Here is a 15,995-nt window from a genome sequence, read left to right as displayed (position 1 = left end):
AAATATCATCACACCATATCAATGTCCCTTTCTTTATCTCCATTCAGGATATTTAAAGTGTTCTTCCATCCAGAATCGTGATTCCATTATTTATGAGTAGAAAAGTCTACATAATCAATCCAAATTAAAGTTGCAGAAGAGGGATAGCTATTTCATATAACTTTTGACGATTAACTTTACCTTGATGATTGCGAGGTAATTCTGTCACCGGAATCCAATGCTTAGGAATTTTAAATTTACTGAGTTTGTATTTCAGAATAGTTTGAATCGCTAAAATAGAAGTATTTGCATATTTCGGAATATAAATAGCTGTGACAACTTGACCCCAATATTTATCTTGTAAGCCAATTACACAGATATCTATTACCATATCGGTAGCTCGAATTGCCGCTTCAATTTCTTTTGGATAAATATTTTCTCCACCACTAATAATTTTTTCGCTGTTACGACCTATTAGATGTAAATATCCATCTTGATCAAGATAACCGACATCATCAGTAAAAAAATATTCTCTAGAAAAATTATTTATATTATTATTGAGATTATTTTTTATATTTTGATAATTTATTGAATAATAACCCAGTGCTAGAGAAGTTGATTTAATTTGAATTTTGCCAATATTATTAGCAGGCAATATATTATCTTCTTCGTCACAAATTATCACCTCTGCATGGGGCAAAACTTGACCACATCCAAGTTTACCATTAAGGAAATGATCTGGTTTGAGCGTCACAACTTGGGAAGCTGTTTCTGTCATTCCGTAGGTTGGTGCTAATTTAATTTTGTGGAATTTAGCTTTTTCTAATAGTTCGTTCCATGTTGCTGCTCCACCTAAAAGCACTGCTTTAAATTCAGCTAAGTATTTATTTATGTTTATTTCTGCATTGATATTTTTATCTATTTTGTCACTCGAATTATCTAATAATCTTTGTAATTGAGTTGGAACCAAAGATATAAAAAAGTCTGTATAATGTATATTTTGTATATTTAATATTTTCCCTGATTCCAAATATTTGAAAGGTAAAATTACTAACTTTCCGCCTGTAGTAAAAGCTCGCATAAACTGCATTAAACCACTAACATGATATAGAGGTAAAACGCATACAGAATTAACTTCTTTGATTTGAAAATATTCTGTAAAACCTCGTACTGATGCCATTAATGTTTCCCAAGTATGAATGGCAAACTTAATTTCTCCCGAAGAACCACCAGTGGGAATCATAATAAATGGGTGTTGATGGGTAGCAGACTCAGAATTTTTGCATGTCTTCGTATCTCCCTGTCTCCTTCTCTCTAAGTCATACTCTAAGCCATGCTCTAAGTAATACTTTGCCCCTTGTCCCAAAATAATATCTGGTTCGGCTAAATCTAAAACATACTGCCATTCATTTTCTCCCCAGTCAGGGTTACAGAGGAAAACCTGGGAATTTGTGGTACAAGCAGCCAGAAAAGCAGCCAGGAAGTTAACAGGATTGCGATCGCATATAATTATATTTAGTTCTTTGATACTATCGGCTTTATTGACTTTATTTATTTCTAGATAATAATTTCCAATTAGCTGCTGAAATTGATATTTTTCAGAGCCAAAAAGCCAATCATCAGCAAGATTTTCAAAATATTTAAATAATTCGCGATTCATCACATCCTCTGAGAAAGCTTATATCTGAATAATTCGTAACTTAAAATTCCAACTTAAAATTCCCAACTCAGCACTTATTCCTGAAACCAATGATTAACACCAAAACCTACTGCCCGTTGAGATAGTGATAATTCATGAGCGAGTTGGAGTGCGGCATTTCTACCAATATCAGTTTCAAATACTGAGGAAAAGACAGCGTCGATTTGATATTTTTGGCAAAATTGACGTAAGCGAAATGGAGAACCAATAATTCCTGGCTTAATCACAAAAACATCACGCCAACCATTTTCATAGTAGGTTTCTAATTGCGGAAATGTGGCAACTGATTCATCAAGGGCGATTTTGGTGCGATAACAATCGCCAAGTTCTAGCATTTTCTCAAATTCACTGACTGGAAGTGGTTGTTCGATAAATTCAATCTCTACAAACTTGTGATTTACATCTGTTGTTTGCAAATTATCACAGGTAAATAACCACAAATTCGCTTCCTGATAATTCAAGCCTCCATTTGCATCTAAACGTAATTTTACCCCTGTTGGTAAAGCTTTTACTAGCGATTCTAAAATTGTGATTTCTTCAGCGATTGGATAAACGGAAATTTTCCATTTAAAAGTACGATATCCCTGTTGCCAAAGAGGTTTCCAAGCTGTTAATGCTTCTATCCCCGCAGGTAATAAGGCACTAAATTGTAGTAAAGGGAAAGAGGAAGAAGCAAAATTTTCCTGTTTCCCATTTACCATTTCCAGTGCAGATTCAAATCCAAATTGACAAGTAGGTAATGTATTAGAAATGGAGAAAATTACTTCTTGATTAATTTCTGATGTTAGCTGCTGACAAAAATTTACAGCTTCTTCCAGAGTTTCGGAACCAAACCAAGGAATAGGAGCTATTTCACCAGAACCAATCTTACCTGTTTCGCTCTGGAGATGAATAATAATGCCTTCGCGAATTTCCCAAATCCCATGATTTGTCTGTAGAGGGCGAATAAATCGTCTTTTGTAGGGACGGTAAGTAAATTGGTATGGCATCAACTAATTGGTATGGCATCAACTAAATCGCAAATCCCAATCCAAATAATAAACAACACCAAAAATGGACGGCGACAGCAATAAATTTGCAATTGCTAACTTTGTCGGGTTGGTGATGATTTTCCTGTACGTGACGGCACAATTTAATTGCGAATGGCAAGCTTACCCAACTTAATAATGTCCATATGGGAAAATATCCCCAAATCACGAAGATACTGGTAATTAAATAAATACTCGTAGCACTCCATGTCAAAACTTGTGAACCTCTTGCAGTTCCCAGTCTGACAATGGGGGAAAGTTTACCTGCTGCTAAGTCATCTTTGACTTGGTGAAAATGGGAACAAAAGAGAATCAAACTGGTAGCAACCCCGACTATAATTGAGGCTACGAGATTAGAAATTGACCAAGTTTGGGTTTGACTATAGTAAGCTGCACTACAAGCTAAAGGACCAAATGCAAAGAAGCAGAGAATTTCACCTAAGCCTTTATATCCTAAACGAAATGGCGGTCCTTGATAAATGTAACCCAAGACACAACATAGGGAAATTAGCCCAATTACAGTTATATCTTGTTGCCACCAACTAATCGCCAGTATTCCCAATAGCCCTAATCCTAAACACAGATTTCCTAACCAGAAAACTAATAGTTTATTCCCAGTTAAATTTACTAATGAATGATGTTTATTTTCATCTATTCCTGTTTCGGAATCGAACACATCATTACTGATATTTTCCCAAGCCAGGATTAAAATTGCGGCACCGATAAAAGTGGAAAAAATTATGCTATTGAGATTTTTTGTATTGGCATAAGCTACCATTGTTCCAACCCAAATGGGCATAATAGCAACACTGTACATCGGCGGTTTGATAGCTGCCATCCAGAGCTTTTTGTCAGGTTGTGAAATTAGCTTTGTAGTCATCGGTTGCGATCGCTTATTTGTCTCTGATTATTCTGGCTAAAATTATACTTAAAATTATTCCGAATCTACATCCAAGAATATGCTAAAGATTTTATAGTTTGGATGATAGTTTGAATTGTCCTTTTGCCATAAATTTACGATTTGTAACACATTTTCTTCACCTGTTTTCGCTTGTTCTCAAGTGTTTTGATGTCATTTTCTGCTAGCATTACGTTTTCGTTAAGATTTACGTTCATCTATTGACTTCAGTAACGACATTACGGCTTTTATCCAAACAACTGGGTAAGCAAGGCAATTCTCAAGTCGAGTCAGCCTGGGCTTTCTGAAATCGTCAAGGAAAGTCGTGAGAACGCTAGCTATAAGGCGACAATTTGTGCTACCTGTAGAAATACGACCACAATTTATGACTCTTTAGGAAGATAACTTCAAAAAAATTTACTATTTTTTAAATCCATGACAGTTTCTCAATGTCTCCCTGATTTTCGTATATATAATAAGGAAATATACCAATTTCTTTTAGCTGTTCGGGAAAAATGCGTCCTTAATAGTTGTACTAAAATCGCAAGTATTTCCCTGGAGATTCAGTTAGTTGATCCTTTAGTTGTACTTGCAAAATTAGCTCAAGGAAATCAAGTAAGTTTCTATTGGGAAAATCAAGCAAATAATGAGTCAATTGTCGCGATTGATGCAATTGCGAAATTAGAAATTTCTGGCAGAGATAGATTTAATCAAGCAGAAAATTTTATTAAAGGTTGTTTAGGTAATATTGTTGATTTTGGCTGGGATAAAGGAGATTTTTCACAACCGCACTTTTATTGCGGTTTTGGTTTTTTTGAAGATAATTTACACCAAGATTATCCTTTTGCTGCGGGTACTGTTTTTTTACCACGTTGGCAAGTCGCACTCAAAGATAAACATTGTCGGTTAGTTGCCAATTTGCTGATTAATGAAAATACGAATATTAATGTCATTCTCCAAAATTTATGGACAAAAATCGAAATTATTCAATCCTTAGCATATTGTTCCCCTGTCACCACGTCTAGTTCTCAAAATTCGTCACTCAAATTTAGTCAAGAGTTGATAGCCAACCCAGAAAAGTTTAAAAGCTCTGTAAAATCGGCACTACAAGCAATTAAACGCAGACGTTTTAGTAAAATTGTTTTGGCTGATGTTCTTGATGTTCGTTCTGCCACTGCATTTAATTTATTGAAATCCCTGCATAATCTCCGCCAACTTCATCCCAATTGTTGTATATTTTCGATTAGTAATGGTAAAGGGCAAAGCTTTATTGGGGCAAGTCCAGAACGATTGATTAGCATCCACAAACAGCAATTAATCACCGATGCCTTAGCAGGAAGTGCGCCACGGGGAAAAACTCCTCAAGAAGATACAGCAAATGCGAACCGTTTATTAAACAGTGACAAAGAAAGACACGAACATTCATTAGTCATTGATTTTATTACCCAACAATTATCAAAATTGGGTTTATTGCCGCAGGTATTAACCCCCAGACTGCGACAGTTATCAAATATTCAGCATTTATGGACACCAATTGGAGCTATTGTCCCCAGCAGCGTACATCCCCTACAAATTGTAGCCCAACTCCATCCTACACCTGCGGTTGCAGGTTGCGATCGCGATATTGCTTGTAGTGAAATTCGTCAATATGAAAGCTTTGAAAGGGGTTTGTATGCTGCTCCTTTGGGATGGGTAGATGCTGCGGGTAACTGTGAATTTATTGTCGGTATCCGTTCAGCATTAATTGATGGTGATAAAGCCCGGTTATATGCTGGTGCTGGTATTGTAGCAGGTTCCGATCCTGATAAGGAGTTGGCGGAGATTCAACTGAAATTGCAAGCATTACTCAAGGCTTTGGTTTAAATGGGGTGATTGACGATGATTAATTACGTCCCCTCAATCACCAAATCGCGATGAGTAAATGATTTTGCCTTGGCTCCAGTATAATCGGCAACAATATGACCATTGCCTGTCACTTGGTATTTATAGGTGACTAAGCCTTCTAAACCAACGGGTCCCCGTGGTGGCATCTGTTGCGTACTAATACCGACTTCAGCACCAAATCCGTAGCGAAACCCATCAGCAAAACGAGTCGAGCAATTGTGATAGACACCAGCAGCATTTACCAATGACATAAATGTCGTGGCATGTTCACTATTTTCAGTAATAATTGCATCGGTATGTTTGGAACCATGGCTATTGATATGTGTAATCGCATCTTCCAAACTATCAACAATTTTCACAGCCAAAATCAAATCGCTGTATTCAGTATCCCAGTCGGTATGTACTGCTTTGTGAATATCTGGTAAAATTTCACAGGTGCGATCGCATCCTCGTAATTCGACATTTACTGTTTGGAATGCCTCGGCAATTTGCGGTAAAAAGGTTGCGGCAATCTCACTATGAACTAACATTGTTTCTATCGCATTACATGCAGCCGGATATTGAGTTTTAGAATCAACTGCAATCCGAATTGCTTTATTGATGTCTGCTGCATCATCAATGTATAAATGACAAACCCCGTCAGCATGTCCGAGTACAGGAATGCGCGTATTTTCCTGCACAAATCGCACAAAGGAATTAGAACCACGAGGAATAATCAAATCGACATATTTATCTAACTTCAATAACTCCAATGTCTCTTCACGAGTGGTTAGTAACTGCACGGCATCAGGATTTACGGCAGTTCCTGAAAGCCCTTCTTTAATCGCTTGCAAAATCGCTTCACAGGAACCTACAGCTTCCTTCCCACATTTGAGAATCACACCATTCCCCGACTTAATCGCCAGGGAGGCGATTTGAATTGCAGCTTCGGGACGTGCTTCAAAAATCACCCCCAAAACCCCCAAAGGACAAGTTACCCGCTTTAAAATCAAGCCTGTATCAATTTCGCGATGAATCTGCACCGCACCCACAACATCAGCAAGTTTACCAACATCCCGCACCCCATTAATCGCATCCCGCAACTTATGTTTATCCAACTGCAAACGCTTATACAGGGGTTTGGCAATTCCATCAGCCACAGCCGCTTCACAATCGGCAATATTTGCCCGTAAAATATTATCCTGAGCGGATTCCAAGGCTTGAGCAATAGCATCAATAGCTCGATTGCGTTCCTCAGTCGTCAGCACCGCTAACCGCAAGGCAGCAGCACGAGTTTGTTGAGCGATCGCTAGTAGAGGAGATAAAGTAGCTTGAGGAGCAGTCATAACAAAATCTATATCATCGTTAAATATATCCTAAAATTCTACAATTACTGGTGCATGGTCGCTGGGTTTCACTAATTTTCTCGGTTCCAAATCGATCGCACAACTAACAGCTTTTTTGTATAATTCTGGTGTTAAATAATGATGATCAATGCGCCAACCGCGATTGCGTGAAAATGACATTGTCCGATAATCCCACCAACTATAGTGTCCTCCTTTCTCAGTAAATTTGCGGAAGGCATCGGCAAAGCCTAGTGCCAATAATTGATTGAGTGCCTGACGTTCGGCATCGGAAGACATAATATGATTTTTGATACTGCTGACGTTTTCGTGAATATCTTTGTCTTCTAAGGCAATATTAAAATCACCACACATACAAATATCTGGCGTTGTTTGCAGTAGAGTTTTCAGATATTTGTGCAGCCAATTCAGCCAACCGAGTTTATATTTATATTTCTCGCTATCTACCTCAGAACCATTGGGTACATATAGATTCAGAATTCTGACACCATCAATGACACCTGTAATTATCCGCTTTTGTTCATCCCATTCGGGTTCGATGTCGGGTAAGATGCCGGCGAAACCTGTAGTTACTTGTTCGAGTGGTTTTTGACTGAGCAAAGCCACCCCATTATAGGATTTTTGCCCGTAGATATATGTGTGATAACCGAGAGCCTCCAAATCACTCCGAGGAAAATCAGCATCAACAACTTTTGTTTCCTGTAAACAAAGAACATCCACAGGATTTTGTTGTAACCAATTTGTAACATGTTCTAAACGCGATCGCACCGAGTTAACATTCCAAGAGGCAATTTTCATTAATAGAAATAGTTGTTTTTCTGGACTGGGTAAAATTTAATTTTGACTCAATTATAAATAATTAGAAATTGCTTAGTTACTCCCATTCATTGATTCACAAATGATTTTTAAATAATTCCAAAACATGTTGCCAAGCGTCTGTCGCCGCTTCTGGGTTGTAACTAGGATTTTGCTCCAAGAATGGATATTTATCTTTGAAGAACATCGCAAAAAACCCATGCCCAGCATCATATCGAAATACACGATGATTAATGTGATGTTTTTTCAATTCAGCTTCAATTTTCTCATTTTCCGCCGCCGAAATCAGCGCATCCCTTGTCCCAAAAAATGTGTAAATAGTCCCTTGAATTTCCGCAGTCCGATTAACTGTGGGAATTTCCTCACCATAACTAGGAGTAGTAATCCCACCACCGTAAAACGAAGCAGTCGCTTTAATACCAGGTAAAGTTGCCGCAATATAAGCAACATGACCACCAAAACAGAAACCAATAGCCCCAATTGCATTATCATTAACATTGGGCAAAGTCTTCAAGTATGCGATCGCAGCTTGAATATCGCTGATTATTTCTGGGTATTTTACCTGTTGATAATATTCCAAACCAAGTTGATATGCTTCTGGGCTATATCCTACATCCTCAGGGCTAAAATCACGTGTAAAGCCGGGAGCAATCCGTTGATACATCGCCAGGGCAATGGCGACATAACCCTGCTGTGCAATTAGTTCGGTTATTTCGCGAATATTACTATTAATCCCAAAAATTTCTTGAAAAACGATAACTGCTCCCAACTCTCCCGTACTCACTGGCTGCGCTAAATAAGCGTCAATTTCTAAGTCGTGATTAGGGATTTTGACGTAGGTTGTTGTAATTTTCATATTTGTCATGTCTTTAATTAAATTAAATCTGGATTGACACCTAATTCACGTAATTTAGCAGCAAATAGCTCTTTTTTCTGACGTTCGCTTTCAAGTTCTGCAACTGCCGCCTCTGCACGTTGCTTTTCCAGTTCAACTTGTTCAGAACTCCACAACAGTAAATTACCTGCTTCATCCCACCAGCGCAACCAATCAATATTTAACCCCAGCCGGGTTCCCTGCCAAATTCCCAAAAATAATTCTAATTCGGGAATCCAATAGCGCCCTAATTCGGAAGCTTCCTGTAAAACATATTGATTATTTTGCAAACAACGTACTTCTAGGGTTAATTCGTAGGGGTTAAAAATTACATAGGTTGGCACTTTCAATATTTGCTCATAGAAATATAATTTCCCATAGGGAAAGGTGGGACGAATCGAATACTCTGTATTATCTGCATCCGAAAGAAATTCCATCACCACCGCGACAGCACTCCCTTCAATATTGGGCGTATAGCTGCGACGAATGACTCCCGTACCCACAGGTAATACATTCGGTACATATAACCAATCGGGAGCTTTGACTACATTTTTTTGATTAACCGTAGCCACAAGCGCAAAATTTACAGCAATCAACATTTGGGGTTGAATGCGATTCGCTGCACCTAAAGCATCTGTCAGTGCTGCTGCAATGGTTGGTTGTTGAAGATTTTCCACTGGTTCATCGGGCAGAATAAAATCGTCTGGGAGCTTTTCCCATGTGACTATTGGAGTTTGATTTCTAGAGGTGGCTAGAACCATAATTTTTAGAAATTAGTTTTTAGTTACTGAATGTTTGTACTTAGGCTATTTATGTATAAACTAAATTTTATAAATAAAAAAATAGAGCATTTATACTAAAAACCACTAGAAACTGGACTCACTAAATAGACTTAAAGGCTAATAGCTAACTGCTTGCAGTATGGGAATACTCAATAAAAAATATAAAATGTTGAGTTATGTCATGTTCGTCTAATCACTTACAATTAAAATTTCTCCGCGTCCCCCCGTCTCTAAGTCTCCGTGTCATACCGATTCGCAATTCGCAATTCGCAATTCGCAATACTCGCTGTCGCGTAGGCGCAAGCCTTCTCAAAGAGTGAAGCTAAAGCTACGCAATTAAAAAACTTAGATGCAGCAAAGCTTGCAGGATTTACATCTGTATCAGACTTTTCGTGAAATGGTATCACTTTGAATGATGAGTATTCAACCGGACATGATATTAATGTTGGGGTTCAGCGCTAAACATACTCTTGATTTCGCTTCAAGTATATATTATGCGCCTTCACCCAACGACATTTTCTACATTAGTAGAGACATTTGAGTTAAAACCTAACTACCTTCATGCCCTACCTTTGTATTCGCACCGATATCTTCCCATTTCCAATCACGAATCTCCGGCATATCTTCACCATATTGGGTAATATATCGCTTGTGTTCAATGAGCTTGTCCTGACACATTTGCTTAATATAAGCAGCCGAATAACCCAATGTTGGCACTCTATCAATTACATCCATTGCTAAATGGAATCGATCTAAATCATTCAATACCACCATATCAAAAGGTGTTGTCGTCGTTCCCTCTTCCTTATAACCGCGAACATGTAAATTTTTATGATTTGTGCGGCGGTAGGTAAGACGATGAATTAGCCAAGGATAACCGTGGTAGGCGAAAATAATGGGTTTGTTGGTGGTAAAAATGGAATCAAAATCTGCATCTGACAAACCATGTGGATGTTCCGTCGGCGGTTGCAGTTTCATCAAATCAACGATATTCACAACCCGCACTTTTAAACTGGGAACATGCGATCGCAATATATCCACAGCTGCTAAAGTTTCTAATGTTGGTACATCCCCCGCACATGCCATCACCACATCGGGTTCGCCACCCATATCGTTGCTTGCCCATTCCCAAATCCCTACACCTTTGCTACAGTGCTTAATCGCTGCATCCATATCGAGATACTGCAATGCTGGCTGTTTGCCGGCAACTATGACATTCACGTAATGACGACTTCGCAAGCAATGGTCTGTCACTGATAACAAAGTATTCGCGTCTGGTGGTAAATATACGCGAACTACCTCAGATTTCTTATTCACTACATGGTCGATAAAGCCGGGGTCTTGATGAGAAAACCCGTTATGGTCTTGTCGCCAAACGTGGGAAGTAAGTAAATAATTTAACGAACCTACTTGTCGTCTCCAGGGAATATCCAAGGTCGTTTTTAACCACTTCGCATGTTGGTTAAACATCGAGTCGATAATGTGGATAAATGCTTCGTAACAAGAGAAAAACCCGTGACGACCTGTTAATAAATATCCTTCTAACCAACCTTGACAGGTATGTTCGCTGAGAATTTCCATGACTCGACCATCGGCGGAAAGATGATCATCTTCCGGTAATAGCTTGCTATTCCAGGTTCTATCTGTAACTTCAAATACTGCATCCAATCGATTCGATGCCGTTTCATCAGGTCCAAAGATGCGAAAATTCTTGCTTTCTAAGTTCAGCTTCATCACATCCCTGAGGAATTTACCAGTCACCTTGGTAGCCTCAGCGACAACTGTGCCAGGTTTGGGTACATCTACCCCATATTTTTCAAATTCCGGCATTCTCAATTCCCGCAGTAACACACCACCGTTGGCATGGGGATTATCGCCCATACGTCGCTGTCCCTGGGGTGCAAGTTCTGCCAATTCTGGCAATAATTTACCGTTACTATCGAAGAGCTCTTCTGGCTGATAACTCTTCATCCACTGTTCTAAAAGTTGGAGATGTTCCGGTTTACTAGCAATTTCACCAAAGGGAACTTGGTGGCTGCGCCAAGAATCTTCAGTTTTTTTACCATCAACTTCTTTCGGTCCCGTCCATCCTTTGGGACTTCTCAGAATAATCATTGGGTATTGGGGACGTTTGCTGAAGCCATGTACCCGTGCTTCCCTTTGGATTCCCCGAATTTCTTCAGTGATGGTATCCAAAGTGGCAGCCATGAGCTGGTGCATGGTTGCAGGGTCTGAACCTTCGACAAAGTAAGGTTTGTAACCATAACCAATAAATAAACTTTCCAATTCTTCGTCAGAAAGTCTCGCCAGTACAGTTGGGTTCGCGATTTTATACCCATTCAGATGCAGAATTGGTAATACTGCACCATCATGTACAGGATTCAAAAACTTATTTGAGTGCCAGCTCGCTGCTAGAGGACCAGTTTCCGCTTCACCATCACCAACAACGCAAGCCACAAGTAAGTCGGGGTTATCGAATGCGGCTCCGTAAGCATGGGAAAGTGCGTAACCAAGTTCCCCACCTTCATGTATTGAACCTGGAGTTTCCGGAGCAACGTGACTGGGGATACCACCGGGAAAGGAAAACTGCTTGAATAATAGCTGCATTCCTTGGGTATCTTGGGAAATATTGGGGTAATACTCGCTGTAGGTTCCCTCTAAGTAAGTATTTGCAACTAAACCGGGACCACCATGACCAGGTCCAGCAATATAAATAGTGCTTTGGTCATATTTTTTGATGATGCGATTTAGGTGAACATAAATGAAGTTTAAACCGGGTGTAGTTCCCCAATGTCCAAGGAGTCGAGGTTTGACATGTTCAAGTTTTAGAGGTTCCCGAAGCAGGGGATTATCGAGAAGATATATTTGTCCAACAGATAAATAATTGGCGGCACGCCAATAAGCATTAATTTTCTGGAGTTCTTCGTCACTTAAAGGCTTAGATGTAGTCGAAATTGCTAAAGTCATAAATTGCACCTGGTAGCAAATCGATGTCGATAAATGTGTTTTCTTTGCTATTGTATGTGTTTCTTGCTTTTAGCTTCATCCAACTAGTGACGAGTATTACTCAGAATGTCAGAGAAATAGATTTAAATTTTCAATCTGTGATGTGATTGACTTATGGACTATGGAGCGATCGCATTTTTCAACTGCACCAGTAATTTATTTACCTGGCTCCACCTACACCGACGTACTCAAAGGCGATCGCTGATTGCTAAATCGCTCCTTTGTTAACTTTGTTTGTGACTGCGGTATATTCACATTCAGTATTTCCATATTGAACCTGTACCCCACATTCCGAATAGTTTGAATCAAACTGGGTTGACGCGGGTCAAGTTCGACTTTTTTCCGCAATGACAATACGTGGGTGTCTATTGTCCGTGGGTTATCAATCGCATCGGGCCAAGCACGACGCAACAATTCCGAACGACTCAAAGCTGTTCCACCAGCTTGGGCTAGCACGTACAGTAAGCTAAATTCTTGAGGAGTTAAATCAATAAATTCCCCTTGGAAACGAACCCGACGTTGCACTAAATCAATTTGCAACGTACCATAGTCCAAGTAAGCTGGAGCCACAGGAGTACGGTTGCGACGGATTAGCGCTTCAACCCTTGCTAAAAATTCCTGCATCCCAAAAGGTTTACTTAAATAATCATCTGCACCAGCCCTAAGCCCAGCCACAACATCGGCTTCACCATTCCGAGCCGATAACATCAAAATCAATGGCTGTTGCTGTCGATGCAACCAACGACAAAACTCCATGCCATCACCCTCTGGTAAATCAGCATCAAGAATAACTAGCGTTGGTTGATTGCTCAAAAAAACTTCCCTGGCTTGATAAATACTCGCAGCTTGATGTACTCGATAGTTCAACTGTTGCAAGTGCCAACCTAACAAAGACCTGAGATGGGGATTTCCCTCAACGATTTCAATACAAACCGAACCCACAACTGCAAGACCCCTTAGCATCTATGAATTTACAAAGTATCAAAGCCTAGCAACTTGGTTTTGTAACCGTTGTTACTTCATATGCAATATGTTTGTTACTATTTGAAATTTACACTCGTAATTTCACCAATCAACTCCTTTGTCAAAGCTAAGTGAGTCAATTGTTAAATTTTAATTATATTTTTCTGTCGCTGAGTCTTACCTTGAGAATAAACGCTGGGAATATATTGCAGAGCGCAATATATTTATTTTTGTTACAATAATGAGGTCAACTATAATACTCATCTAAACAGGATTTAGCTTCGAGTCAATGGCTTTCGTAGCGTCTGTTGTAGACTTTCCCAAAAATAACTACACTCGCCGAGGATGCCAAAAAGTCACAATTCTTTCACAAAGAAAATGGAGCGTTGAACAAGTTTCCATGCATAATATATAAAAATTACAAATTCAACCATCCGACTTTACCAGTTCTGGCATAGGATGGAATTAAGCAGTCGCAGCTTTTATGTATTTTTATCAGGGAGATATTCGGCTTTGAATTGATGTCAGACTAGAAGTAATACTTCACTTTTTAGCTCAGATATTTTACAATTCTCATTCCAAACAGATTTCTACAGCAGTTATGCTCCAAGACACACAAACCATTCGCTATTACCAAAGACTCACCGATGCCTTCGTCGAGCTATGGAATCGCGGTTATCGCACGGATGATATGCGGATGTATTTGGATGGCTATCTAGCCGCGCTGCGAAACAGCAATGCCATTGAACCGTATCTGATTCATCGTTTAGAGGAGGAAGCAACACGCTATTTATACGATGTCTCTAACTTCGCAATGACGCAACCGGAACCAGAACCGGAACATGGATATTACTAATCCATAGAATAACCGAATCTCTAATTGACGCAGATTATATTAGCATACAATCTGCTTGAATGACCAGGGGCAGATGTATGGTTTTTGAGAAAGATGAAATTAGAGATATAAGAATCAACCCAGCCGTGTTGTTGGTTAATGAGAACGGCTGGTTTTTTAGGTAAAAAAGCTATGAAGCTAAGGCGACTTCGACCATTTGTTGTAATTCGCCAGATTGGTAGAGTTCAATCAAAATGTCGGAGCCGCCAACAAATTGACCATTCACATACACTTGGGGAATCGTCGGCCAATTGGAATATTCTTTGATACCTTGACGAATATCAGAGTCAGCTAAAACATCCAATGTTTCAAAAGGAACACCCAAGGCATTCATTATTTGAACCACATTGTTAGAAAAGCCGCACTGAGGCATTAATTTGTTACCCTTCATGAAAATCATGATTTTGTTTTGGGTGACTAAATCGTCAATGCGTTGCTTAGTTTCTGGTGTCATATTTTTTCTCTTGTTGTTTAGATATTGAGCATTAGGGATTGATTACTGAGCATGGTCTTGAGGATATAAAAATACATTCACTCTCACCATCAACAAATAACCAATAAACATGAACTATTGACTACTTTGCCAAGCTTCAGGGGTATATGTTTTCAGTGCTAAAGCATGGATTGCTTCACTGGACATGGCTTTTTGGACGGCACTGTAAACTAACTGATGCTGTTGTACTAGTCCTTTGCCAGCAAACTGCGATGACACGACAGTCACTTCAAAATGCTCACCATCTGGACTTTGCACGTTGATTTGGGCATCTGGCAATTCTGCTTGTATCATTGCCTCAACTTGCTGCGGACTAATCATCGCAATCCCTTAAAAACATCATTATCTATTTTTAACAAAAACTGAGTGCTTGCTTCTGCCATTATGGGAGATGGTTTTGGAAATTTTTGAACAAAATCTCGGACTGACTACACTTACGCTCAATAAAATTCCTTGATTTTACAAGCTTCTAAATTGAGATGAAGAAAAACTAGACAATGTTTAGAAACTATAGAGGCATTACGAATAAAGCCTCTACACGACAACTGGATGCGTTTACTTTTTGGAGGCGTTACCACCACTGGACGTAGGAGAATCTACAAATCCCAGTTCCACAAGTTGTTGATAAGCTTTTTTACCCAAATCTCGTGTGGGATTTTGGCTTTTGACAATTTGCACTAGCAAGGGAACTGCTAATTCGGGTTTATTTTGAGAACGATGGACTACTGCGAGTCGATAGGTTGCTTCGTCTCGTAATTGCGCTGTTTCTAGAGCTTTGCGACGCTGTTTATCAGCTACGCGGTTGTCAATTCCAGAAAAACTGGAAGTGAGTTCTTGGTAAAAGTTTGATAGCTGGTTAAAAACAACTCTTGCCTCTTGAAGTTTCTTAACTGCGGTGTCAAAGTTTTGGGAAGAAACTGCGCTTTCTGCTTCACTCATCAGTCGCTTGCCACCATCAATGCTTAAGACGCTGCTGTTTTGAGTTACCGGACGAAGGTTGTTCGGATCGTTGGGGTCAATTGGTTGAGCTTGGTTCGAGTTTGGTGTTAGTGTTGGTACTTGAGCATGGGTCGGTGATAGGAGGCTAAGGGCTGCTATCAGGGATAAGGAAGCCAAGGGAATTACAGGAACAGTTGCAGCAAATTTCATGCGGTTTTTATGGTGCGACAACTCAATATAAAGTGAATAAAACAAAATGAAAACTTCGGGTATCTTAACTCTGTTTGGGCATTTGACAAAGTAAAGCTACATACTCAGTTCTTGCTCTCTTAGACTGAGAATTGATTTAATGGAGTTCCCGGAGTCTTTTTTGATTTTGAGTTGACATTTTGCACT

General features: G+C 39.4%; 14 protein-coding genes. 2 read left to right on the top strand and 12 right to left on the bottom strand.

Translation table 11 applies throughout. The annotated features are described in order from the left end of the window. Window positions 1–124: 124 nt before the first annotated feature. The 3 genes from VB733_RS07345 to menA form a co-directional block, all read right to left on the bottom strand. Window positions 125–1,639, bottom strand: coding sequence for a 2-succinylbenzoate--CoA ligase (locus VB733_RS07345; RefSeq protein WP_323339443.1), 1,515 nt, complete (start codon window positions 1,637–1,639; stop codon window positions 125–127). Window positions 1,640–1,713: 74 nt separating this feature from the next. Then, window positions 1,714–2,667 carry an o-succinylbenzoate synthase gene (locus VB733_RS07340; protein ID WP_323339424.1) on the bottom strand — a complete coding sequence of 318 codons (954 nt, stop codon included), beginning with the start codon at window positions 2,665–2,667 and terminating at the stop codon, window positions 1,714–1,716. A 22-nt stretch (window positions 2,668–2,689) separates the two neighbouring features. Continuing rightward, window positions 2,690–3,586 (bottom strand): 2-carboxy-1,4-naphthoquinone phytyltransferase, encoded by an 897-nt coding sequence (gene menA / locus VB733_RS07335; RefSeq protein WP_323339422.1) that lies wholly within the window; start codon window positions 3,584–3,586, stop codon window positions 2,690–2,692. Window positions 3,587–4,039: 453 nt separating this feature from the next. On the opposite strand from menA, the gene VB733_RS07330 reads away from it, so the two are divergent. Beyond that, complete coding sequence (locus tag VB733_RS07330) at window positions 4,040–5,467, top strand: isochorismate synthase (protein WP_323339421.1); 1,428 nt, start codon at window positions 4,040–4,042, stop codon at window positions 5,465–5,467. A gap of 23 nt (window positions 5,468–5,490) precedes the next feature. Here VB733_RS07330 and VB733_RS07325 read toward each other — a convergent pair whose 3' ends face one another. The 6 genes from VB733_RS07325 to VB733_RS07300 form a co-directional block, all read right to left on the bottom strand. Further along, window positions 5,491–6,813 carry a glutamate-5-semialdehyde dehydrogenase gene (locus VB733_RS07325; RefSeq protein ID WP_323339420.1) on the bottom strand — a complete coding sequence of 441 codons (1,323 nt, stop codon included), beginning with the start codon at window positions 6,811–6,813 and terminating at the stop codon, window positions 5,491–5,493. A 30-nt stretch (window positions 6,814–6,843) separates the two neighbouring features. Then, the gene (gene xth / locus VB733_RS07320; protein ID WP_323339419.1) at window positions 6,844–7,629 is read right to left on the bottom strand and encodes an exodeoxyribonuclease III; all 786 of its coding nucleotides are present in this window, start codon (window positions 7,627–7,629) and stop codon (window positions 6,844–6,846) included. Between the two features lie 94 nt (window positions 7,630–7,723). Beyond that, a complete protein-coding gene (locus VB733_RS07315) occupies window positions 7,724–8,512 on the bottom strand; it encodes a dienelactone hydrolase family protein (RefSeq protein ID WP_323339418.1) in 789 nt (262 codons plus the stop codon). An 8-nt stretch (window positions 8,513–8,520) separates the two neighbouring features. Then, entirely contained in the window at window positions 8,521–9,282 is a 762-nt protein-coding gene (locus tag VB733_RS07310) for a Uma2 family endonuclease (RefSeq protein WP_323339417.1), read from the bottom strand. A gap of 570 nt (window positions 9,283–9,852) precedes the next feature. Next, the gene (locus VB733_RS07305) at window positions 9,853–12,270 is read right to left on the bottom strand and encodes a phosphoketolase family protein (RefSeq protein ID WP_323339416.1); all 2,418 of its coding nucleotides are present in this window, start codon (window positions 12,268–12,270) and stop codon (window positions 9,853–9,855) included. Window positions 12,271–12,483: 213 nt separating this feature from the next. Further along, window positions 12,484–13,251 (bottom strand): response regulator transcription factor, encoded by a 768-nt coding sequence (locus VB733_RS07300; RefSeq protein ID WP_323339442.1) that lies wholly within the window; start codon window positions 13,249–13,251, stop codon window positions 12,484–12,486. 622 nt (window positions 13,252–13,873) lie between these two features. Here VB733_RS07300 and VB733_RS07295 point away from each other — a divergent pair. Beyond that, the gene (locus VB733_RS07295; RefSeq protein WP_096618483.1) at window positions 13,874–14,128 is read left to right on the top strand and encodes a DUF6761 family protein; all 255 of its coding nucleotides are present in this window, start codon (window positions 13,874–13,876) and stop codon (window positions 14,126–14,128) included. A 169-nt stretch (window positions 14,129–14,297) separates the two neighbouring features. Here the strand turns inward: VB733_RS07295 and grxD are convergent, their stop codons facing one another. The 3 genes from grxD to VB733_RS07280 all read right to left on the bottom strand — a co-directional run bounded on the left by grxD (window position 14,298) and on the right by VB733_RS07280 (window position 15,809). Next, window positions 14,298–14,621, bottom strand: a complete 324-nt coding sequence (gene grxD / locus VB733_RS07290; RefSeq protein ID WP_096616201.1) for a Grx4 family monothiol glutaredoxin — start codon at window positions 14,619–14,621, stop codon at window positions 14,298–14,300. Between the two features lie 114 nt (window positions 14,622–14,735). Further along, on the bottom strand, window positions 14,736–14,981 hold the full coding sequence (locus VB733_RS07285) for a BolA family protein (protein ID WP_323339415.1): 246 nt from the start codon (window positions 14,979–14,981) through the stop codon (window positions 14,736–14,738). Between the two features lie 234 nt (window positions 14,982–15,215). After that, complete coding sequence (locus VB733_RS07280; RefSeq protein WP_323339414.1) at window positions 15,216–15,809, bottom strand: hypothetical protein; 594 nt, start codon at window positions 15,807–15,809, stop codon at window positions 15,216–15,218. Window positions 15,810–15,995: the final 186 nt, after the last annotated feature.

It is taken from the genome of Calothrix sp. UHCC 0171 (assembly GCF_034931845.1).
Classification (GTDB): Bacteria; Cyanobacteriota; Cyanobacteriia; order Cyanobacteriales; family Nostocaceae; genus Brunnivagina.
Note: the sequence above shows the minus strand (reverse complement) of the source record. Positions and strands in the feature narration are given on the sequence as shown.

Coding starts and splice junctions, on each gene's coding strand:
- VB733_RS07325 (WP_323339420.1), bottom strand. CDS start 6,813: ATGACTGCTCCTCAAGCTACTTTATCTCCTCTACTAGCGATCGCTCAA.
- VB733_RS07285 (WP_323339415.1), bottom strand. CDS start 14,981: ATGATTAGTCCGCAGCAAGTTGAGGCAATGATACAAGCAGAATTGCCA.
- grxD (WP_096616201.1), bottom strand. CDS start 14,621: ATGACACCAGAAACTAAGCAACGCATTGACGATTTAGTCACCCAAAAC.
- VB733_RS07315 (WP_323339418.1), bottom strand. CDS start 8,512: ATGACAAATATGAAAATTACAACAACCTACGTCAAAATCCCTAATCAC.
- VB733_RS07340 (WP_323339424.1), bottom strand. CDS start 2,667: ATGCCATACCAATTTACTTACCGTCCCTACAAAAGACGATTTATTCGC.
- VB733_RS07280 (WP_323339414.1), bottom strand. CDS start 15,809: ATGAAATTTGCTGCAACTGTTCCTGTAATTCCCTTGGCTTCCTTATCC.
- VB733_RS07330 (WP_323339421.1), top strand. CDS start 4,040: ATGACAGTTTCTCAATGTCTCCCTGATTTTCGTATATATAATAAGGAA.
- xth (WP_323339419.1), bottom strand. CDS start 7,629: ATGAAAATTGCCTCTTGGAATGTTAACTCGGTGCGATCGCGTTTAGAA.
- menA (WP_323339422.1), bottom strand. CDS start 3,586: ATGACTACAAAGCTAATTTCACAACCTGACAAAAAGCTCTGGATGGCA.
- VB733_RS07345 (WP_323339443.1), bottom strand. CDS start 1,639: ATGAATCGCGAATTATTTAAATATTTTGAAAATCTTGCTGATGATTGG.
- VB733_RS07295 (WP_096618483.1), top strand. CDS start 13,874: ATGCTCCAAGACACACAAACCATTCGCTATTACCAAAGACTCACCGAT.
- VB733_RS07310 (WP_323339417.1), bottom strand. CDS start 9,282: ATGGTTCTAGCCACCTCTAGAAATCAAACTCCAATAGTCACATGGGAA.
- VB733_RS07305 (WP_323339416.1), bottom strand. CDS start 12,270: ATGACTTTAGCAATTTCGACTACATCTAAGCCTTTAAGTGACGAAGAA.